The sequence below is a fragment of the Flavobacterium sp. 245 genome (assembly GCF_004362055.1).
Lineage (GTDB): Bacteria > Bacteroidota > Bacteroidia > Flavobacteriales > Flavobacteriaceae > Flavobacterium.
On record NZ_SNXB01000003.1, the window covers coordinates 223,439 to 247,028 of the forward strand.

General features: G+C 33.3%; 15 protein-coding genes. 2 read left to right on the forward strand and 13 right to left on the reverse strand.

The window, feature by feature from the left end:
• Positions 1 to 13 precede the first annotated feature (13 nt).
• On the forward strand, positions 14 to 580 hold the full coding sequence (locus EV145_RS07070) for a carboxymuconolactone decarboxylase family protein (RefSeq protein ID WP_133524517.1): 567 nt from the start codon (positions 14 to 16) through the stop codon (positions 578 to 580).
• A gap of 85 nt (positions 581 to 665) precedes the next feature.
• On the opposite strand, the gene EV145_RS07075 is transcribed toward EV145_RS07070, so the two are convergent.
• Positions 666 to 1,307: an NAD(P)H-binding protein gene (locus EV145_RS07075; RefSeq protein ID WP_133524518.1), complete on the reverse strand. Its 642-nt coding sequence runs from the start codon at positions 1,305 to 1,307 to the stop codon at positions 666 to 668.
• A gap of 239 nt (positions 1,308 to 1,546) precedes the next feature.
• Complete coding sequence (locus EV145_RS07080) at positions 1,547 to 2,107, reverse strand: NAD(P)-binding domain-containing protein (protein ID WP_133524519.1); 561 nt, start codon at positions 2,105 to 2,107, stop codon at positions 1,547 to 1,549.
• Positions 2,108 to 2,316: 209 nt separating this feature from the next.
• Between EV145_RS07080 and EV145_RS07085 the strand changes: the two genes are divergently transcribed.
• Entirely contained in the window at positions 2,317 to 5,328 is a 3,012-nt protein-coding gene (locus EV145_RS07085) for an ATP-binding protein (RefSeq protein ID WP_133524520.1), read from the forward strand.
• Here EV145_RS07085 and EV145_RS07090 read toward each other — a convergent pair.
• From EV145_RS07090 to EV145_RS07140, 11 genes are all read right to left on the reverse strand, one after another.
• Positions 5,325 to 5,951, reverse strand: a complete 627-nt coding sequence (locus EV145_RS07090; protein WP_133524521.1) for a response regulator transcription factor — start codon at positions 5,949 to 5,951, stop codon at positions 5,325 to 5,327. The two genes, EV145_RS07085 and EV145_RS07090, sit on opposite strands and share 4 nt — an antisense overlap.
• A 229-nt stretch (positions 5,952 to 6,180) precedes the next feature.
• Positions 6,181 to 8,247, reverse strand: coding sequence for a protein-disulfide reductase DsbD family protein (locus tag EV145_RS07095; protein WP_133524522.1), 2,067 nt, complete (start codon positions 8,245 to 8,247; stop codon positions 6,181 to 6,183).
• A 127-nt stretch (positions 8,248 to 8,374) separates the two neighbouring features.
• Positions 8,375 to 11,191 carry a M16 family metallopeptidase gene (locus EV145_RS07100; protein ID WP_133524523.1) on the reverse strand — a complete coding sequence of 939 codons (2,817 nt, stop codon included), beginning with the start codon at positions 11,189 to 11,191 and terminating at the stop codon, positions 8,375 to 8,377.
• 12 nt (positions 11,192 to 11,203) lie between these two features.
• Positions 11,204 to 12,586, reverse strand: coding sequence for a TlpA family protein disulfide reductase (locus EV145_RS22595; RefSeq protein WP_243739215.1), 1,383 nt, complete (start codon positions 12,584 to 12,586; stop codon positions 11,204 to 11,206).
• Between the two features lie 27 nt (positions 12,587 to 12,613).
• Entirely contained in the window at positions 12,614 to 14,086 is a 1,473-nt protein-coding gene (locus EV145_RS07110; protein WP_133524524.1) for a retropepsin-like aspartic protease, read from the reverse strand.
• Between the two features lie 6 nt (positions 14,087 to 14,092).
• Positions 14,093 to 14,965, reverse strand: a complete 873-nt coding sequence (locus EV145_RS07115; RefSeq protein WP_133524525.1) for a thioredoxin family protein — start codon at positions 14,963 to 14,965, stop codon at positions 14,093 to 14,095.
• A gap of 74 nt (positions 14,966 to 15,039) precedes the next feature.
• Entirely contained in the window at positions 15,040 to 16,533 is a 1,494-nt protein-coding gene (locus tag EV145_RS07120) for a PKD-like family lipoprotein (protein WP_133524526.1), read from the reverse strand.
• A 32-nt stretch (positions 16,534 to 16,565) separates the two neighbouring features.
• Positions 16,566 to 17,339: a DUF4843 domain-containing protein gene (locus EV145_RS07125; RefSeq protein ID WP_166638419.1), complete on the reverse strand. Its 774-nt coding sequence runs from the start codon at positions 17,337 to 17,339 to the stop codon at positions 16,566 to 16,568.
• 16 nt (positions 17,340 to 17,355) lie between these two features.
• Positions 17,356 to 18,801, reverse strand: coding sequence for a RagB/SusD family nutrient uptake outer membrane protein (locus EV145_RS07130; RefSeq protein ID WP_133524528.1), 1,446 nt, complete (start codon positions 18,799 to 18,801; stop codon positions 17,356 to 17,358).
• A gap of 10 nt (positions 18,802 to 18,811) precedes the next feature.
• Positions 18,812 to 22,138, reverse strand: coding sequence for a SusC/RagA family TonB-linked outer membrane protein (locus tag EV145_RS07135; protein ID WP_166638420.1), 3,327 nt, complete (start codon positions 22,136 to 22,138; stop codon positions 18,812 to 18,814).
• 168 nt (positions 22,139 to 22,306) lie between these two features.
• Positions 22,307 to 23,452, reverse strand: coding sequence for a FecR family protein (locus EV145_RS07140; protein WP_243739216.1), 1,146 nt, complete (start codon positions 23,450 to 23,452; stop codon positions 22,307 to 22,309).
• Between the last annotated feature and the right edge of the window lie 138 nt (positions 23,453 to 23,590).

Sequence of the window (23,590 nt, forward strand, 5' to 3'; positions counted from 1 at the left end):
AACAAACAAAGCCATGCGAGTAAATCCTATACATCCAGAAACAATGACTCCCGAAGTTCGATATGTACATGATGAAATTTTCAAACTCATCACTCATAGCCAAGGCCCAGTTTCTATGACAAATGATGAAGGTGCTTTAACAGGTCCGTTCCCTCCTATGCTTGCTTATCCGCAATTTGGAGTTCCTGCTTTAAGTTTTGTACGTTCATTAGACAATCATGCAACGCTTTCTAAAAAAGTCAGAGAAGTTGCAATCCTAACGGTTGGCGCAGCATTTGGAGCACGTTTTGAACTTTATGCTCACGAAATCATGGCAAAACACCTTGGTTTTCCTTCAGCCACAGTCGCATCATTAGCGTCAGGAATTCGTCCGGCAGATTTAAATCAAGAAGAAGCCATCGCTTATGAAATTGCATCTGTTTTAGCAAAAGGCAAAATTGTTCCAGATGCCTCTTATAATTTGGGAGCAACATTATTAGGAAAAGATGGCATTGCCGAACTTATCTTCCTTATTGGTTCATACAGCTTTCTGGCAATGATTTTAAATGGTTTTGACGTTCCTGCTCCCGAAACAAACTAAGTAAAATCAACTATTGATTTATTTAAAAAGCCTTGACAATAGTAGATTTCAAGGCTTTTTAAATTATAATCATACCGTCAAATTTCTAATGCAAATTAAAAATTGCTTTAAGTTCAAGAATCGTAGTTCCTGACGGAAGTTCTTTGGCACCAATAATTAATTTTTCTGCCAAAAGTGAAGTTGTTATTGGTTTTAAATTTTTGAAAAGCCCCAATGCATTTAGCGCTTTTATTATTTTGATAGAAACCTTTTCTCCGAAACGATCTGTATTTTCTCTGATCAGCGGTCCAGGTCTAAAAATCAAATACTGCTCAAAATGAAGAGCAGCAATAAAATCTTCAAGTTTTCCTTTCATCTTCGAATAAAATACATTGCTATTTGCCGAAGCTCCATAAGAAGAAACCAAAACAAAAGACGTCACTTCATTATTTCTGGCCGCAACGGCAAAATCTGCGGGAATATCATAATCGATTTTCCATTGGTTTTCCTTTGAACCTGCATCTTTTAACGTTGTTCCGAGACAAGAAAAAAGAACATCTCCAGTTATTAAATCTTTAAACTGATTTATTTCTGAAAAATTCACAATATGTTCTGTCAATTTAGGGTGAGATTTTCCTGTAGCACGGCGAACAAAAATTGAGACAGCACTATAATCATCATTTACAAGAAGCTGGTCAACTAATTCTTTTCCAGTTGCGCCCGTCGCTCCAATTACTAATGCTTTCATAATAAAATAGAAGTTTAAAGATTAGATTTCTTTCTCACGAAAAGTTTAATTTCAGCCTAAATTTATGAAAAAAAAGAACTTCAGCCCCGAAATAAGTCGACTTTCAAATAAACAGCGAAAAACTAATAAACAAAAAAACTGCTTTTTTTAAAGCAGTTTTTAAATTCAAAATCTAAAAAATAACCCCCAATAAAACTCAACAAATTATAAGAAACCTCCCTTTTTTAATGACTTTTAATTTAATTTGGAGAATAAGCGAACTTTGTTTCAAGATACATTTCATCAAAATCAATTCCCAAAAAGTTCAAGGTTTTTAGAAAACTTTTTACCTTGTTTTTTGCTTCCTTATTTGCTCCCGTATAAAATAATTCATTTCCAGATTGTGCTTTCTTTTGCGAAACCTGAATTTCAGAATCGACAATATTGTGTATTTTAACTATATGCGCTTCTGGCAAAAGCGATGCAATAATTTCACCAGATGATTTCAAATTTAAACTCGGCGCAAGACACTCTAAACTAAAAATCGGATTGTTTGCATGCAGTACTATTTTTTCTGACATATCAGGCAGATCAGACAAAAAAAGCTGAATATCTTCCCGCGGGATAAATACTACCAGCATTTTTGCTTTTGCGGCTTCCCGTCGGCTAACTAATTTTACTTTACCTTCCATCATACCAACAAGATCCCGCGCATGGCTGTTGTTGCGTGAATGACTTATTAGTACTTGATGTCCAGATTTAGCGGCTCTTGCGGCTAAATCCATAGTTGTTCTGCAAACTCCAATAAATCCAATTTTCATAATTTTTTCGTTTTTAATCTACTTTGATTTTATAAAAAAATTCTTAAATCGTTAAAGTAAAATTTGTTATCATAACAAATATAATTCTATATGCAATCGATTGAGTTGCAATAGCGTACCAATAAACCTACATTTTTGTAGATTTAAAACTACAAATCAAAAAATCTAAATTTAGTTTGTTATGTTTGTGCTATAAATCTGATTCAAAAATGACGTTTTTGCCCTCTTTTCGTTATTATTGGTTTTTACTGCTGCTAACTGCGGTAAAAGGTTTTTGCCAAGAAAACTATGCTTTCAGATGGTACACTGCAGATAATAATGAATTACCTCAAAGCAGTATAAAAGCAATCGTTGCAGACAAATACAATTTTATATGGATGACAACAGAAAACGGCATCGTTCGTTATGACGGCAACGTTTTTACTGCCTTCAATTCATCCAATACTTCATTAGAACAAAGCCGTTTTACAGACATTTTTGGAAGTGTTCAAAAAGACAGCCTAACATCTTATAATCACGGAAAAAAAGAGCTGGCGCTGATTAATGGCCGAAAGGTAAAGATTATCAAGAAAAAGGGAGAAGGGCTTAATATTGATAGAAATGGACAACATTTTTTCTTTCATGACGGATTGCCTTCCTATCTTACAATTGATAAAACGCAGCCCTATTATATTACATTATCTAATGGAAACATTTTCTTTATTGATTCCAAAACTGTTGAATTATGTGATGCTAAAATGAAAAGCATCTATAAAATTGCTTATCCAAGCAATAATGTCTTTAATTTTTTTGCGACTGCAGATACACTTTATTATCTAAATGAAGACGGAAAATACGACAGTTTTTCTGAAAACGGAAAATCTTCTGGTTCATTAGATCCAAGTATTTCTAAAGGTCAGCGCAAACTTTTTTGGAATATAACCACTCACCAGATTTTTTTCTCAATCAAAAATAAAGTATACTTTTTGAGAGAGCATAACAAACAACTTTATGCAAAGCTAATTGTGGAATTCAAAGAATTTGAAAAAAGCAATATCGTCTCTATTTATTATGATCAAGTTAATAAAAAAATATACTTAGGAAGTAGTACAGACGGATTATGTATTATTAATTTTCCAGCTTTTAAATCAGTTAAAAGAGAATCTAAAAATTCAGAGGTTTACTATGCTGCAGCTGCTTTTAGCGACAGCACCATAATTACGCCTCAAGGTTTTATATTCAGTAACAAAAAAGTTATTGACAGTATTTCTTTTCCTAAAACTGTTTTCTTAGATGAAAAAATTACGCTCGCTCTGGACAAAGACAAAAACATCTGGATTTCCCGTTTATATAATGTTCTTTGCTATTTAAAAAATACAGACTATAAAAAATCTATTACTTATAAATTCAATCAAAACCCTAAGGTCATATTTAAAGATCAGGACGGTACCATGTGGGTCAGTCTGAGTGAGGATGAATTTCATAATGCAAAATTATATTGCATCAAAAACGGAAAAATTTCGCTGGTTGCTGTATTAAAAAACAAGATTACTTGTATTGCGCAATATGATAAAGACATCATCTATTTTGGAACTGAAAAAGGTCTTTTAAGATTTAATAAAAGCTCACGAAAGCTCTATTTTATAAAGAATTCCGAAAAAATAAACATTAGAGCCATCCTTGTTGATAGTCATAAAAAAATATGGCTGACAACCTATGAAAAAGGCTTTTTTTTATATGATGGCAAAAAGTTCTATACTTTCCCAAAAGATGAAGACAATTATCTAAATTCGGCGCATTCCATCATAGAAGACAAAAAAGGTTTTTTCTGGATTCCAACAAACAAAGGACTTTTTCAAGTATCTAGAAAAACCTTGATTAATTACAGTCAAAAAAAATTGGAGACAATCTATTATCATCAGTACAATAAATCTGATGGTTTTTTAACCAATGAATTTAATGGAGGCTGTCAGCCAAACAGTAATCTTCTTAAAAACGATAATATTGTTTTACCTTCAATCAATGGTTTTGTGTTTTTTAATCCTTACAAAGTAAAACCACTGCTTCCTGGAAGAGATCTCTATATAGATAAGTTTATTGTCGATCAAAAACCGATTCAATCAAACGATACCATTGTATTGCCGAATAATTTTCAAAGGGTAAGTATTTTAGTTGCTTATCCTTATTACGGCAATTCTGAAAATTTACATATTGAGGCAAAACTGGAAAAAACACCAGACAGCCGCTGGGAGCGAATAAAAAACGAAAGATCAATATCGTTTACCTCGCTGTCTCCCGGAGAATACAAACTGACAATCAGAAGCTTATCTGATTTTGACTCTGAATATGTTTATAAAAGAATTATACTTAAAGTTCCGGCTAAATTTTATCAAACAGTTTGGTTTACTACCTTGAGTTATGTTTTTTTGATTGTTTTTGCTATTTCACTTTGGTATGTACGATTGTATTATATCAAAAGAAAAAGTATAAAATTACAAGAGGTTATTGATATAAAAACAAAAAAACTGGCGGCAACAGTAAAAAAACTTCAGAAAACAAAAAGCAATCTAAAACAAGAAATCAAACAACAGGAAACATTGGTTAAAAGTATCAGCCATGATATCAAAAGTCCGCTGAAATTCTTGACAAACTCACTTGGTCATTTATTTGAAAATGATATCATTCAGGATGATCCTAAACTAAAAAAACATGTTGGAACAATTCGAATGTCGACTACACAGCTGTATGAGTATGTTGAAAACCTGATAAAATATTCATCAATATTTATTGAAGGAAAAAAATTAGAAGATGAGAGCTATTCCTTATACAAGCTGATTGAAGAAAAGTTTGATATTTTTGAAAAAATTGCAGAATCTGAAAACATTCAAATGGTCAACAGCGTAGATCCAGATTTAAAAATCAGAACCAATAAAAAAGCCCTTTCTATCATAGTCCATAATTTGATTGATAATGCACTGAAAAATGCGCCAAATGGCCGAGTAGAGTTGTTTTCGGGAATTAAAGATCATACTCTTTTGCTTACGATTATCGATAACGGAAAAGGTATGAGCCCAGAACTTATTAAGTATTACTTAGATTTTTACAAAAATCCGATTGTCAAAAACTACCATTTGGGATTACACATGATTATTGAGCTTCTGCTGATTATTGAAGGAAATATCAATATTTCAAGTGAACTTAACAAAGGAACTGCCATTGAAATAATCGTCGAGTATTACTAATATTCGAAAGTCTTGAAAAGATTTATAAGTTCGACCAGATTTGTGATTTTAAGTTTTTCAAAAAGTCGCGCTTTATACGTACTCACAGTTGACATATGAATATTGAGCGAGTTTGAAATTTCAAGATTTCCGTTACCATTTATAAGCATTTCGGCAATTTGAAGTTCCCTTTTCGATAACGTTTCAAGCGGATTTCTAGTTTTTTTAGCCGTTCGTACTTCCAATAATTTGCTTACCAGTTCTGGAGAAATATAAGACGAAGTTTCAAAAACAGATTTTATTGCAAACATCATTTTTTCTTCGCTGCAAAGCTTATTTAAATATCCGTTTGCGCCAGCCGAAATATACTGAAGCGCATATTGATCTTCTTCATGAGCCGAAAAAACAAGAATTTTAACTGCTGGCTGAATCGCTCTAATATCACTGATCATTTCAGTGCTTTTGCCACCCGGAATATTAATATCCAAAATAACCATACAGAAAGGCTTTTCCTTTAAAAGCGCAACGGCTTCGAAGAAATTTTCAGCATTTGAAATTTCTACATTTTCAATTTGTTTCTCCAAAACCATGGATACTCCATTTCGAACCACTAAATGATCATCGACAATTAAAATTTGCTCCACAATAAAAAGATATATTCCGCCAAAATAACATACTATTTTTAAACAAATAAATATTTAGAACGATATTTTTCAAAAAAAATAATCATCAAAACTCTTATCAATTTTGAAACCGCAATTTTAATGGGTTTCATGACTTTTAAAACAAAAAAGGAATAGCCTTTACACTATTCCTCTTTTGCAATTTAACCTTGCTTAACAAAAAATAAAAATTAAAATAAAGCTCTTTAAGCTAAAACTGTGTTAGCTGAATATCTGAATGATTGTTTTTAAAATTAGAAATGCCATTGTTCAGCCAATCCAAATAATCGTCAACATCAGGATTATAGGCTGATGATTCATTTAATGCTTCGCCTTCATTATTGACCAATACATAAAAAGGCTGCGCATTGGTTTTGTATTTAATAGTTTGAAACTCGCTCCATTTTTGTCCGATATATTTGATTTTCCTCCCTGTTAATTCAGAGACAACTTGCTCATTTAAAGCCAGTTCTCTTTTATCGTCAACATATAAAGAAATAAGGACAACATCGTCTTTCAAAACCTTCAGGACTTTATTGTCAGACCATACATTGTCTTCCATTTTACGGCAATTAACACAGGCATGTCCGGTAAAATCAATCATAACTGGTTTTCCTATTTTTTTGGCGTACGCCATTCCTTTATCATAATCGGTAAAGGCAACAATATTATGAGGACCTAATTCAGCTCCATCTGGCAGTTTTGACGTCACTTCATCTGAATTTGTTCCAAATCCATTCGGAATTTCACTGTAATTTAAAGGTGGCGGAAAACCGCTGATTAATTTTAAAGGTGCGCCCCAAATACCGGGAATCAAATAAATGGTAAAGGACAAAACGATAATTCCTAAACCTAATCTGCCCACGCTGATATGCGACATTGGACTATCATGAGGTAATTGTATTTTCCCAAATAAATATAAAGTAAGGACAGTGAAAATAGCAATCCAAATGGCTATGAATGTTTCTCTTTCCAGTAAATGCAATTGCAAGACCAAATCAGCATTCGACAAAAATTTAAACGCCAAAGCCAATTCTAAAAACCCTAAAACTACTTTTACCGAATTCAGCCATCCACCCGATTTTGGAAGCGAATTCAGCCAACCGGGAAAAGCGGCAAATAATGTAAAAGGCAAAGCCAAAGCAAAAGAAAAACCAAACATTCCGACAAACGGTGCAACACCGCCTCTTGACGCCGCTTCGACTAATAATGTGCCTACAATGGGGCCAGTGCACGAAAATGAAACAATTGCCAAGGCTAAAGCCATAAATAATATACCAATGATACCGCCTTTATCGGCCTGACTGTCTACTTTATTAGCCAGCGAATTTGGAAGCATAATTTCGAAAGCGCCCAAAAATGACAATGCGAAAATTATTAACAGCAAAAAGAAAATGACATTAAACCATACATTTGTCGACAATGCATTTAACGCATCTGCTCCAAAAGCCCAGGTTACAACTGCGCCAAGAAAAATGTAAATAGTGATGATAAAAATCCCGTAAAAAACGGCTTTTCTAATTCCTTGTGATTTTGTTTTGCTTTGTTTGGTAAAAAAACTTACTGTCATAGGAATCATCGGGAAAACGCAAGGTGTAAGCAAAGCGGCACAACCAGAGAAAAAAGACAATATAAAAATTGTCCATAAATTATCTAATTCGGCTTTATTTTTCTTTTTTAAAACGGCTGGTTTTACAGCTTCCATTGGTTCCTTTACGGCAATTGGTTCAGCTTTTATTTCATCAACAGCTGTTGAATCAGGCAGAATCTTATTTGGTGTTATTTCAGGAACAACTTCTTCAACGGCTACAACTGCAGATGCAGATGGACTTACAGAAAACTCAAGTAAATCGTAACTTGGCGGCAGGCAATTTTCATCATTGCAGACCATAAATTCAACCTCAGCTTTAATTTTAAAAGGTTTATTACCGGTAAGTTTTACACGTTGTTTAAAAGTGGTTTCTTTTTCAAAAAACGTAATCTGCATTTTAAAAACTGGATCGTTGATTGTTTGTCCTTTTTCTTCTTTTACATCTCCAATTAATTTAAATTCTGATGCTTTTGTAAAAGTAAAATGCGTTGGAATTGGCCCTCCGTCAGCAACATTTTGACTGTATAAGTGCCAGCCACTTTCTATGATGGCTTTTGCCTGCAATTCGTATTCAGTATCTGAAATTTTTTGAACGCTGGTTTTCCATTTTATCGGATTATATATCTGTGCCTGCACCATTATGGTGAACAACAACAGAAAACTCACTAAAAATATGTTCTTGTTCATGGGTATTTTTTTATAAAAGAGGGTTGAATAGCAAAAAACAACCCTCTGTTGAATCCGTTGCAATTAATAATGCTTACTAATTCAAAATATTAATTGATTCCGGAAGTACAAATTAAATTCTAGTAAATTATTTTAAGGGTTTGAAAACGATTTCATACGAATCGGCTTTATTTAAGAACGAATTCGCGAAGTCTTGAATGTCTTTTGCAGTGATCGATTTTACAATATCTTCATAATTTTTAGGATCATCCATATTGTAGTTTTCTCTAAAATAATTGTAAAGAAGATCGCTTGTATATTTATTAAAATTTTTGCTGTCAGCTTTAATTTTCAAATAATTTATTCTCGTTTTTTCCAAATCCTCAGCAACAATTTCACCTTTTTTGATTTTATCGATTTCCTGATAAACAATAGGTACTAAATGATCTGCTCTGTTTGCATCGCAATCAAATGAAATTTCAAGCTTAGCTGCTGGAGAAGGATATTTTACAGCGACACACTGAACATAAGCACCATAAGTACCACCTTCTTTTTCACGAAGACTTTCTGTATATCTTAAAGTCAAAATATCACCAAAAAAAGAAGCTAAAATTTTATTCTTTTCAGAATAAGCAATCTTGTTGTGATAGTATATTTTCACAGCACTTTTGGGAGTTTCCATCTTAATGAAAATTTCTTTATTAATTTTGTCAGAAATCATTTTAGCAGTTTTGTCTTTAAAACTCTCCTTACGATTAATCCCTTTAATACTAGCGATATATTTTTCTAATAAAGGTTTTAAAATATCTGGCTGAATATCTCCAACTATATTAAACTCGAAATTCGAAACATCTGCAAAACGATCTTGATAAATTGCTTTCATTTTATCAAAAGACAAATCATCAATGTATTTTTGGTCTATTTTGTATACTAGCGGATTTTTTTTCCCATATACAGCAACTGAAACGCTATCTGACATTTTAGAATTAATATCTTTTTCTTTATTTTTTAGAAAGTTTTGAAATCTTTGTTTCATCAACAAAAATTTCTCCTGATCAAATCTTGGTCTCTCAAAACGCAAATACACTAACTGCATCATTGTTTCAACATCTTTCACATTAGCTGACGCTGATATAAATTCGGACATAGGGCTAATACCAACACCGGAAGTAACTATTTTTCCTTTCAATATTTTATCTAAATCAGTATCTGAAAATGATCCTATTCCCGAAGTCATAGCAAATTCTGCGCAACGTTGAGCTGATGGCATATCAATACCGTCATACAAAGAAGTTCCTCCATAACTATCTGCTTGCAGACTAACCGTTTTTTTATTTTTATCAGCAAATTTGTAATGCACTTTTACACCATTGCTTAAGATATAAGTAGTCGCGCCAATTTCTTTCGTTTCTTTTTCAGAAACAATTTTGCCTGGCTTTAAATCGATACCATCCATAAGTGATTTAGAAACAAAAGTATCGACGTACGGCTGTAACGAAACATCGTTTTCTGCTTTCTGAATAATATCAAATGCTTTTTCCTGCATTAAATTTTCTTCGCCTTCTACACCAGTTACCGTTACAACACGGTTTTGTTTAGTATATAATTTTGAAACTTGTTCCTGAAGTATTTTACTGTCAATATTTTTCAAAATGTTTTTTGTCATTTCAAATTCTACTTCAGGATCTGCAATTACTTCGTGGTTCAAATAATCATCTTTTACCATTCCGATTACTTGTTTATGCGAAATCTCATTTACTTTTTCTAAATAATTTTCGTAACCAGAAACGGTTTCTTTAGCCGCTCTTTCAATTTCTCCATTTGAAAAACCAAATTTATAAGCGCGAACCCATTCGTTCATCACAGCTGTAAAAGCTTCAGCTTGTTTTCCTGGTTTCGGACTTATGCTTACAACAAAAACATCGTTCAAACGAGAATATTTTTGATATCCAATTTGTGCACCTTTAAAAGGACATTCTTGTTTTTGCGCCATTTCAGATAAACGATTGTTTATGATTCCGAAAGCGATGCTTCGCTGTGTTGATTTTTCTAAATCGGCAAAAGTTCCTGTTGGCTTTTCGGCAGTATGACGAATCATGAAATTGATATTCGAAGCCGAAATTTCTTTGTCCAATGCCAGTTTAAAAGTTGCATCTTCTCTTTCGGGAATCGCAATTTCAAAACGTTTTTTAGGATTGACCGGTGTTGGAATATCCGCAAAAAGTTTTTTGATTTTTGCTTCAACTTCATCGGCATTAATATCCCCAACAATGGCGATTGCCTGCAAATCTGGACGATACCAGTCTTTATAAAAATCTTTTAAAACCTGATATTTAAAGTTTTTAACGATTTCCATATCGCCAATCGGCATACGATCTGCGTACAGCGAATTATTGTAATAATAAGGCGCAAGCTGATTGTAAATTCTTGCACGGGCATTTTGTCTCGTACGCCATTCTTCGGTAATTACACCGCGTTCGGCATCGATTTCTTCATTCGTCAAAGACAAAAAATTAGACCAATCGTGCAAAACCAATAAACAAGTATCCACTACTCCACCATCTTTTGACGGAATATTGTCAAGATTGTAAACCGTTTCGTCTGTGCTTGTGTACGCATTGATATTTTTCCCGAAAACCGCTCCTTGTTTTTGAAGTGTATTCAAGATTCCTTTTCCTTCAAAATGTTTGGTTCCGTTAAAAGCCATATGTTCCAGAAAATGCGCCAGACCTTTCTGCTGATCGTTTTCTAAAATAGAACCCACGTTTTGAATGATGTAATAACTTGCCGTATTTTTATTAACCTCAGTCGGATAAATATAATACGTCATTCCGTTTGACAAAACGCCTTTTTTTATTTTCTGATTGACCGCGATTGGGTCATTTGCTTTGTAATTCTGCGCTTGCGCGAAAGTTAAACTTCCGATAAAAAGCAGTAAAACTGATATTTTTTTGCTGTACTTCATAAAACGATATTTTTAGCCTTTCAATAATTTATCCAGCTGTGCTCTCAACTCAGGATTTGAAGGACGAAGCGCATCAGCATTGATGATGTTTCCTTTTGTGTCAAATAACAAAAATCTCGGAATGGCATTTACATCATAATTTTTAGCCACAGCTGAACTGAAATCTTTATCGGCCATTAACTGAATTCCTTTTAACTGTTCTTTGGTTACAAAATCTTTCCATTTTTGAGCGTCTTTTGGTTTGTCCAACGAAAGACTTACAAACACAATATTTTTTCCGTGATAATCTTCCTCGATTTTTTTCATATGAGGAATCTCAGCTTTACAAGGTCCGCACCAAGTTGCCCATAAATCGATGTAAACAAATTTTCCTTTGAAATCTGAAAATGAAACTGGTTTATCGTTAATATCGTTGTATGTAAATTCAAGTCCTTTTTGACCTACATTTTTATGAAGTACTTTTTCGTATTCAACTAAAAATGTTTTACTCGCATCTGAAATCATATACGGTTTAATGCTTGGCGCTACTTTTTCATATTCTTCAATTTTCATTCTAGAACCTGCAACAGCATCGCGCAAATAAACATCTTTTAAAGCCGGATCTGTGATGTGCGTTATGGCTTCTGCTAAATCTAAACGTTTTGGCGCATCACCAGAATTCATCGTTACATAAAAGAAATAATTTGACATTAATGAAACACCGTTTTGCAACTTTAATAAATCTGGATCTGTAAACTTTTTATCTGTCTGCCAAGTTTTTATAACCGCAGGACGATCATCTTTATCCGGAAATGCAGTTCTTGGCATTCTGAAAAAAGTATAAGTAAGTTCTTCAACATCTGTTGCCACTGCTAATTTTAATAACTTATCAAATGCAGCATCTTTGGTCTTGATTGATTTTGAAAATTCATTGGCTTTTGCCACCCCTTTATCAATCCAAGGATAAAAATCAACATACGTAACATTACCGCCAAGTCTTGCAAATGGTGCAAATTCGTTATAGATATCATTAGCTTTTTGAACCAAAACATTCTGCCCGACGTTTTTGCCGCTTAAAACATAATTCTCTTTATTGATAACCAAATTGATATCTAATTTTGGTTCTAAATACAAACGAATTAATTGGTTTCTTGATTTAAATTGCCCGTAATCAACATAATAAAAGCCAGCAGCTGAAACTGGTGTCATAAAGCCAAACTCCCCCAGTGAATTAACTTTAGCGGTAGCAGCAACGGCTGGCTTTCCTTCTTCAACATTGTAAAGCGTAACTTCTTTTGCTATAAAATCTGGAATCGAAATGGTTCCTTTAATTACTGCATATTCTGAAATACTCGTAGCAAAACTCATTTGAGCCGTAAACACGGTTAAAATGAAATAAAAAATGTGTTTTTTCATGATACTTATTTGTTTTTTGTTTGATGTTTAAATTGAAATTCGCAGCGACTGATCATTTTGTTCGATAATCAAATCTTTGCTTTCTTTAGTTTCTTTCAGTTTTTTAAGATTTTCTGGTTTCAATAAATCTTTAGCTTCAAAGTCGTTGATCTGAGTGACTTTTGCGCCGACTTTTACTTGCTGCAAATCTTTGTTTTGTTGGTCTATAATTTTCTTTACCAAAAGATTTTGATTTTCGTCAAATTCTAAATCGAGTCCAGCAAAATAAAATGAGGCTCTTTTTTTGAAGTTTTTATTGGGTTCTAAATAAACCGTTTTGTGAAGCACATCAATTGTAAAATTGAAACGCTTTATTAAATCAATTCCCAAAGATCCATCGGCGAAAGCCCAGTTTTTATTGGCTTCGTCATATTCTTGAAGTGCGACGGTTACATCTGGAAAATTATTTCCATTAATAGCAATATTTGGTATCGCACCTCCAACAATTTTCGTCTGTTTTCCTAAACTATAATTGATTGATGTATATTCAGTTTTTAAACTTGCTTCCAGATTATTTTTATGATTAAAAGGTCCGTAAGCAATTAAATCATAACCAGCGCCGGTATCAAAAGTAAAGTTGCCTTCGACCGTTTTTTTATCTTCAAAAGTCAAATTTAGTTTTACTACCGGAAGGCCAGATTTATAGTCGAAAACTAATGGTTTCGCTTTTCCCCAATAATTGAAGTTTCCAAAATTATACAAGTCAATTGTCATGGTATCAAAATTGACAGACGTGATGTAATTGCGTAATAAATTGGCGCCAAACAATCCGTCATAAACGCCATGTTTAGGAAAAATGACCAAACCTTGATTTTTTAAAACCTGATCGCCAATATAAATGGTATTATCGGCCGAATATTGAACTTGCTGGCTTCCTCCAACCACAGATGCCGATTTGCTTTTTGTTACCACAACTCCGGCTTTGTAAGCACTGTCTGGATTAAGTGCCATTCCGTCTGCACCTGTATCAAACAGCATTAAAAATTCACGATCGGCTTTGTTTAGTTTTATTTTGATGGCTATTCCATTTTCAATAATTTCAAAAGGAATACTTGCAACTTCTTTTACTTGGGCATTTCGGTCGACTCTATACAAACCATCAAAAAAAGTCACATACAAGATTTTATTGTCTGAATTGAAAACAATTTGAGTTGGCTTTTTTTCTTTTCCTTTGAAGCAAAAATCGGCCAAAACAAAAGTTTCATTTTTAATTGTTACCAATTTTCCAGTTTCAATTGAATCTAAAACTGGAAAAGCATTAAAAATACTATTCAAGTAAAATTCATTCGAAGAAGAATCGCCGGCGCCAACAGAAAACTCAGGCGCTAAAAGACTTTTAATCTCGCTGTAACTTTTATTTTGAAAAGCTTTTTCGAAAGATTCAATAGCTTTCTGAACGCTGTTTTGAGCGTAAATGGTGCATCCAAAAATCAATATTGAAAACAAGAATATTTTTTTCATTTTAAATTACTTTTGTAAAGTATAGGGATTGTTTGATGCTTTTACAGCTCCAAAATCTTTCAATAAAATACCTTCATATTTGGTCCAGTCTTCTGCAGAAAAAATTGGTTTTTCCTCATCAAGCAATTTTTTGAATGAAGCCAAATCGTTTGTTTTCTCAAATTCTTTTCTCTTGCGTTGCAAAATGGTAAATACGTGATTTGAAACACTTGCAGAACCATAATCTTTCTGAAGCTGTTTTGCGTTTTTCAAAAAGAAATCATCGTATTGACGGCCAATTCTTAAACCTGTAATAATTACAAAAGGAACTTCGGCAGTTAATGAAGGCTGTGCTTTTAAATAAGCATCGGCGGTTTCAAAAGACACGTTTCTTTTGTTTGCTAAATAAGCCTGCGCATAAAACTCCGGATACTCTTTTTCCTGAATTTGTGGACTGTATTTTTTAAATATTCCTTTTTTTGCCGCTTCTTTTGCGTTTTGAAGCAACGCCGTAAATTGCTCTACAGTTTGAAAACCAGTTTCAATATCAATCACTTTGCCATCAGAATTCAGGAATAAAAAAGTTGGGAATCCGGTAACGCCGTATTTCATGCATAATTTTTTTCCAATTTCTTCTTTTAAGATATCCGATTTGAAAGTGACAAAATCAGCATTTAAAACAGCAGCTATTTTTGGATCTGGAAATACCTCTTTGTCCATTTGTGCGCACGGCATACAGCCTGTGAAATACAAATCGACAAAAATTAATTTTTTCTCCGTTCGAGCTTGTTTTTTAGCTTGTTCCCAGCTTTCGTCGGTTGATTGTGTCTGTGCTTTTAAGGCAATAAAAGGACAGGCAAGCAGCAAAACTGCGCTTGCGATTTTGATAAATCGTCTCATAAAATGTGATTGTTAAGAAACCGGATGAAGAATGAATTTCACGCTTCATCCGGTTTTGTTTTTAAGGTTTTAGATTATCTGCGACGGTATGCAACATCGATGATTTTGCATAAGCCTTCATATTTACTTGTTAATATTAAATTGCCATTTACCGGAGGAACTGTATAAAGCTCCATAGTGCCCGAAGTTCCATAGCTACCAACAATTAATTTCTTGTCTTCGTTTTTTGCCAACTTATTAAAACCAATATAAGTTATTTCTTCAGCACCTTTATTAATCATTAATTTAGCCGATTGGGTTCCATTATCATATTCATACACTTTACCCCCTACTGCATAAAATAAATATCCTGAATCTGGGCTTACCGCAAATTTTGTTGCTTTATCAAATTCTGGAGCATTCAAAATTTCTTTGTAATAACTTTGAATCAAACCTTGAGAGAAACGCAATAAATTGTATTTTCCTGTTGAACGATTTTTTAGGACAGCAAAATTTTCAAAACCATTAAAATTAGAGGTGGTCATGTAAAGTAGATCAGAATCTGTATTATTCCAATCTAAAACTGTCGATGACGGAGTTACAGGAGGCATTGCTGAACAGTTTCCTTTTGAATAACTAAAACGGACAAAACTGCGAGTATCATTATTAAAGAATACTGGTGAACCAATTGCACCTTGATTAGAGGCGATAAAAGGGGCCGCAGAAAAAGTTTTTGTAGCTGTCTCTAATATATTTTGCGGAAGACCGTATTTTATATTGAACACACGATAATAATAATAAATATCTCCTTTGCTGTATATAAAATTCTCGCCTGCAGAGCCTGGAGTTTCCATAAAATCAATTCCAAAGTTGGTAGGGAATGAACCTCCTGAAGTTTCATAAGCCAAATTTTGTGTTTGAGACCACGCAAAAGAATCTGGGTCAAGTCTTGCCGTACCATTTTCTGTAGTGGTAACATAAATTCCGTATATCGAACCAACAGAAACAGCAGCCCCAAAACAAGAAACTTCAACAGCTTTACCTGTTAATTTTAATGCAGAACCTGAAGCATCCAAAACATCTGTAATAATTCTTGGCTGTGGAATACCTGGTAAAATCGAAATCATATCTAAGCGGGCCTTATCTTGTACGTTTCCTATCACTAGCCAGCCTTCATAAATAGCCGAAACTACATTTAGTTCAAATGGTTCTTGCTGCCAAGTAACTCCTGTAACTTTATCTTTAACAAAATAGTAAACATTATAACTTCCAGGCGCTAATTTTATAACTCCATCCAAGTTTTTAGTCGTTGAGATAAGTGTTCTTGATTCTAATAAAAGTTTAGAGGGATTAAGCGCTACCCATTCGTAGCTGTAACGATCTGTATTATTGACGTCAACTAAAGTTTCATTCAAATCAGGAGCAATTTTAAAGTTATCTCCAGTATAAACCGTATAGGATTCTTGAATACCGGTCGCGTGTATTTCATTTATTGCATTATAATTGTAATTCCCTTCATCCTCTGCACAGCTATAAGTTAATACCAGCATCAGTGACAGAAGAAATTGAATCTTTATATTTTTTAACATAATGTTCTGTTTTTAAAATTTATTAAATGATTTTAAGGAAAGATCATTTCTTTCCCATCTTCTTCATAAATGATGTTGCCCGATGCTTTTTGATCAGCCAGATAACGTTTCATAAAAGCCTGATAGTACACAAAATCAGCAATCGCAAGTCCTGGCCCGCCTAGTTTTTGATTGAAAATTGCCGGATCTAGATGAATCAAATCGCACATCAGGAAAAATTTCTTTGCTGAAAAAGTACCCAGATAAGGTGCATACCAGCCAATTGGCTGTGTCAGTTTATCATCAAAAGAAAGTTTGAAACTAATAAAGCTTATTTTTTTGTGCGTCAGGACATTAATTTCCTTGCTCTTCATATCCGTTTTAAATGATTCATTTTCCTCCAAATTTAAAATCAGCAAAAGGCTGTTTTTCTTCATATCGGCAGTTCTTAAAACCTTGACAGGAAGATCATTTACTACTTTTCCAGCTGGTATTACAAAATCTGCTGGAATTTCAAAATGAGTTCCGGCTACAGCAGTACTTTTTGGATCGACAACTACTTTTACTTTTCTGTCAACATCACTAATGTTTCCTTGTACACGAACCGGAATATTATAAGTTTTACCAACAACTTCGGGTTTTTCTAAAGCAAAAGTAAATCCTGTACTATCTGCTATTGTTGTAGTTGCGCCATCAGAAAGGCCATAAACAGAAGGTGCAAAATAAATACTGTCACTCCCAGAATAAGCCGCAATTTCCTCCTGTTCACATGACGTAAAGCCTAAAACCGATAAAAACAATATGCTTAAAATCAATATTTTTTTCATGATATTTTGTTTTAAATTATTGGAAATTAACTTCAATTTCCGGTAATGGCACAACATATTGAAGTGCTCCCATAGTTACGTTTCCAGAAGCCGCTGAGCCGTTAGGAATTGTAGCACTGTTTATTCTTTTGTAGTAAAAGAACAGCTGTCCCTCGCCAATAAACTCTTTTTTGTACTCTTTTGTAACTTCTGTAGTAACATTTGCCGTCGCTGCTAAATTGGTCAAACCACGGTTAAAGCGCAGTGTATTTAAAAAAGCGATTCCATCTGCTGGTACTGGCGCTGTTTCTGCCGCAATCAAGTACATTTCTGAAAGTCTAAACATAGGAATCTGAAGACGGAAAAGCTTTTCTTTGTTCGTTACATCTTCATATTTATAAAATGTTTTTTGTGTTTTTCCTCCAACAACTGGAACTTTCCAGCTTGGCAGACTTCTATAATCATTATCATTTGATTCAAAAACAGCTGTTAATCTGCTTAATAATGGAGAATAAATAGATCCATCTGGTAAATTGTAATCGAATAATAATTTTTGTTTTTGATATAAAGTATAATCACTTAAAGCAAAGAAGTTTTCAGATGAAAAAATACGATCAGGATTTGCAGCATTTGTGGCTTCTAAAAACGGTGTCCATGGAAAAAATGTCGTCGATTTAGTAAAATTAATTACTTCGTTTGCTAGCGCAGATGCACCCGCTTTATCTCCAGAATATAATAATACACGAGCTTTAAGACATTTTACTGCCAAATAATTCATACGCAAACCTCTATTTGCAGAATAATACGGATTAGCATCAAAATCAGTTGTACCTTTATATTTTCCTGAAGTTAGAATTGGATCTTTTTGAAGCAATTCTAAAGCTTTGTCTAAATCAGCCAGAATTTTAGCAACAGCATCTTTTGCAGAAATCAACGGCTGATTTGCTGTAACAGCTGTGTCGTAATAAGGAATTGCAGGAAGAGAAGGATCAACTTTATAAATTGGTCCGTACAAACGCAACATATCAAAATGAAGCATTGCTCTAATACCGTATGTCTCACCTTTTAGAAGATCGGCTTTTTCTTTTGATACAATCCCTGCATGTTCGTCCATGCTTTCTAAAAATTTATTGGCATACAAAATCGTTTTATATCCTGTTTCCCAAATATCAGAAAATATAGACTTAGGGTGGCTTTCTGTATAAGCATAGGATGCAATTCTACTTTTAGTACTATTGTTGGTCATATTATACTGTTGACCTAAAATTTCAACAGCATCCATTGTAAGCTGTTTTCCATAAAGATCATCATTTACCAAACTTAAATAAAGTCCGTTATGCACATTTTGCATTCCGGCTTCATTCTCAAATATTTGATTTTCTAAAATTTTATCCTGAGGCGTTACATCCAAGAAATCACTGCAGCCTGCAGCTGAAAATGAAATCAAGATGATCAGTGCTATTTTATTTAAATACTGTTTCATAATTGCTGTATTAAAATGATACGTTTAGACTTAAAGAATAAATTCTTGAAAATGGATACTCAATCCCTCGCTCCGTTTTTATGGTAGAAACTCTAAAAAACTCATTTGCGTAAGCATTGAATCCTAAACCAGCTAATCCAGATTTATTAAGCCAAGCTTTATTGGTTACACGGTATCCTAAACGAAGTGACTCTCCTGATATATAATCTGCTTTTTGAATAAATCGAGAAGAAATTGGTGTATTATTTGTTAAGCTGATAGCCTTAAATTGCGCCATTTGTCCTGGAGTTGTCCAACGGTCTGTAAAGGCTCTGGCGTCTTGATTATCAAAAATATTACTTGAACTGATATTTTCAACTTTGTCATATAAAGCAGTATTAAATTGATCTGCTCCAAAACTGTAGCGAATGAATACTCCTAAACTGAAGTTTTGATAGTTAACGCTTGTAGAAAAAACACCGGTTGCAATTTCTCTTGAATTCCCCATGATTCTTTCATCATTTTTATCTAAAATAAATGTAGTTTCTCCGTTTTTCTTCAAGAAAACTTCTCTTCCTGTCGCAGGATCAATTCCTAATGAAGGTACTGCCCAAAGATCATTTGTACTGGCTCCATCATAAAATCTTGTTAGACTGGTTGTTTTTTTGGCAGCATCATTTAATGAAGCCAAAGCATTATTAAAACCTCCTAATTCATTTTCGTTTGTAGTTGCTGTTAATCCAACTCCCCAATAAAAATTAGCTTTAGCATTATTTATAATAGTGTAATTAGCTTTAAGTTCTAAACCTTGAGTTGTTATATAACCAATGTTTAACGGATAAGCAGTAACTCCTGTTGAAGCGGCAAGATCGATTGCAACAATCTGTGGTGAAGTTCGGCGTCTGTAAGCTCCAAAAGTCGCTGTCAATCTGTTTCTAAACATTGCCAAATCTAATCCTAAAGACAAATCTTTTGTTTTTTGAGCCTCTAAATTAATGTTAGCCAATTGCGAAACATTTAATCCGGCGCCAAAAATATTGGTATTAGGATCGTAAGTATAAATATCATGAGAAGCGAATCCTATAAGATTTTGATTTCCGGTCTGACCAAAGTTTGCACGAAGTTTCAAGATATTAACGATATCCTCGTTCATGTTAAATTCGTAGTTCATATTCCATCCAATACCAATACCATAATAAGGAGAATATTTTTTATTTGTTCCAAAATTGGTTGCTCCAGATATTGTTTGAGTTAAATCAAGCAAATATTTTCTGTTGTAAGCATAATTCAGCTGATTTGTTAAATCAATACTTCGGATCGTTTCATTATAACTTCCTGGTTTTGAATTTGCTTCAAATCCAAAAGCAAAATTAGGATTACCTGCAACTCCCAATGGAAATCCTCTTAAAACAGAACTATACGTTTCGTAGCTTGTTTCTAAAGCTGAAGCTCTAATGGTGTAATTAACAGAGTGAACATTATTAAAAACATTATAATAGGTTCCACCAATATTTCCATTCCATTTATTGGTCAAATAATCTTTTCTTTCATAACTTCCTTTTTCTGTTGGAATGTCTGAAATAAATTCTGTGTTATCTGGTGAAACGAATTTAGTCGATGTTGACTGCAATCTGGAAACTGATATTGCTGCAGTTGTTTTAATATGAGGATTAATATCGTAGTTAATAGCAAAATTGTTAGTGAAATTAAAATCAACACTTTTGTCATAACTATTTAAAAGAACATTATACAAAGGATTTTCTTCCTGATTTACGTAATTATTTACAATCGGATTTCCTACTGGTGTATTAGTTCCGTCTAAATAACGCGTTACTGCTCCATTTTCATTTTGTTTTTCATAATACGGACTCGCTTTTGCCCAAGTAGAGAAGGAACCATAAGGCGATTCTTGATTATTTCCTCCAGAAATAAAGAAGTTATTATTAAAACTTACTTTTTTCTTTCTATAAATCAAATTTGCATTATATCCCCAAGTATCATGTTCAGAACCTTTCATAGTTCCTGATAAAGATTTGTAATTTCCTGCAAGATTAAATCTAAACTCGTCAGAACCTCCACCAATTGATAAACTGTGTCCAGATGTAATTCCCATTTGGATAGGTTCGTTCAGCCAATACGTATCAACCCCGCGGCGCACATCAGCCAAACGTTTGTTATATACTTGATCCCAATTAAATTGTTGTTCATAATTACCAAGACGCGGTACCACATAAGCTTTAGAAAGTCTTTCGAATTCTAATTTCTGCTCCGCATTCATTAAATTGTAAACACTTAAATCTGCCAATTCATAAGATGAATTATAGACATAAGAAATTTGTAATTTTCCTGCAACTGGTTTATTTGTTTCAATAACTACAACTCCATTTGCAGAACGTGAACCGTATAATGCTGTAGAAGCGGCGTCTTTAAGAAGCGTAATATTGGCAATTCTGTTAATATCTAAATCTACAACCTGTTGTAATGTTGTTGGAAATCCGTCCAAAATAAACAAAGGTTGGTTTGGGTCTTCTTTAAAACGATCATTAACCTGATTTACAGATAAACTTGTCTGCCCTCTCACCTCGATAACTGGCAAAACATTTGGGTTTGAACCTGCAATATTATTGTTCAAAACCATAAAAGAAGGATCTAAAGTTTTTAAGGCCTGAACAACGTTTTGTGTCGAAACTTGTCTTAATTCTTCTCCTTTATAAGTAGAAACAGCTCCTGTAATTAATTCTTTTTTACGAACTGTAACCCCAGTATTAATTACTACTCCACCAAGTTCTTTGGTTTGTTGTTCTAAGATAACATTAATAACTTTTCTTTTATTAACAGTTATTATCTGTGCAGTATGTCCAATATAGGTAAACAAAATTTGCCCGTCTTCTGGAGCTGTAATTACATATTTTCCATCAAAATCAGTCTGTGTGGCCACATTACTCCCCTTTACTTTTATGTTTACGCCAGGCAGGGGTTCTTTTTTTTCATTGGTAACAATACCTCTAATTTCAATATTTTTAGATTGCAGTACTACAACTTTCTCAACCGGAATTTCTTTTACTACAATTGTATTTCCATTTGCAAAACTGAAATTAAAATTTTTGCTGGGAAAACTGGCTTCCAGCAAATCATTCACTTTAATTTTTCCTTTTTTTAAATGTACTTTAGGTAATTTTTTAAATAAATCTTCCTGATAAATAAACGTATAATCTGTCTGCTGCTTGATAATGTCAAAAACTTCATCGACAGATACTGTTTTATCAGAAGCAATTACAACTTTTGTGTTTTGCGAAAATAGATTTAAGGGAGAAAAACCAAAAATTGTCGTACAAAACAAGAAGATAAAAGTTCTCATAATGTTAATAATTAGCCTATTTCTAATATAGAAATAGGCACTGGTTAATTTAAATTTCATAAATTTACATGTTAATTGGTTGGTTGTTAAAAATGATTAATTGATTAATACACAGAAAGGGATGAAGTGCGGTACGGTGAGAGGTCTGAACTTTAATCCCTTTTCTTTTTATTTTATTATAATCTTATTGTCTTTTTTCTCATAGGCATTAATGAAATTAATATTCTTGATTGTCGTCAATATGTCTTCTAATTTTTGATTTTTATTCAAAACTCCATTAAATTTTACATTCCCAAGAGCTGGATCAGCAAATTCAATATCAGTATCATACCATCTTGACAATACTTTTGCTATATCTTTTAAAGGCATTCCTTTAAAAACAAACAAACCTTTTCTCCATGAAATTTCATTGTAAACATCTACTTCAGAAATTGCAATATGATCATTGCTCTTACTAATGCGAGATTGTTCATTTGGTGCTAAAATTTCTTTATTAGTAACATTGCTCACAGCCACTTTTCCTTTTACCAATGTGGTGTAAATTGTGCTTTCGTCTTTATAGGCCTTGATATTGAATTCAGTACCAATAACTTCAACATTTTGCATTTGCGTTTTTACCTTAAACTTAGAGCCTTTATGTTTTGTGCTTGGCGACACTTCAAAATAAGCTTCTCCGTAAACAAGCTCAACTTGCCTGGTTTCTCCATCAACAAAAGCAACCGGATATTTTAACTGCGATTCAGAGTTCAGCCAAACTCTTGTACTATCTGCCAGCTGTACAAAAAACTGTCCTCCTCTGGGAATCGTTAAAAAATTATTTGCTATTCCTGCAGGATTATTTTTAGCATTGTAAATTAATTTTTCTCCATTGCTGGATGCATTTCCAGTTGCATACCCTTTTCCTTTTTCTAATGTAATAACAGAACCGTCTTCTAAAGTCAAAGTGGCTTTATCGGTTCCAATTAAAATATTTTTATTTGCAATAGCAGGAATATTGTTTTTTGCATTTTTGGCTGTATTGAATAATAACGTAATTGAAATCAACATAGCGACCGATGCTGCAACCGCAACTCTAAAACTTGTTCTGGTATAAAAAGGCCTTAGCGGAATAACTTCTGTTTCGCCAGCTTTTATCGCTGTCTGAATTCTGTGAAGCATTTTATTCTGAATTTCTTCTTTAGACCCTAAGCTTTCATCCCATTCTTCAGAAGTTTGAAAACTTTCGTAAAAATGAAGTAATTTTTTACTCTCCTCCCGATTAGTATCACCAGAAAGATATCTGTTTAATAACGTTAAGAATTCTTCTTTTTTCATTTTTTTTAATATTAATGCGGGAGTATATTAAGTAAGTATCTAAAAAGACATTTACCCCCTAGTCAAAATTGTATTTTTTTTTGTTTTTTCTACTTTTTTAAGAAAAGCCCCGTTGTATAAGAGAAAATTCAGGGCTAT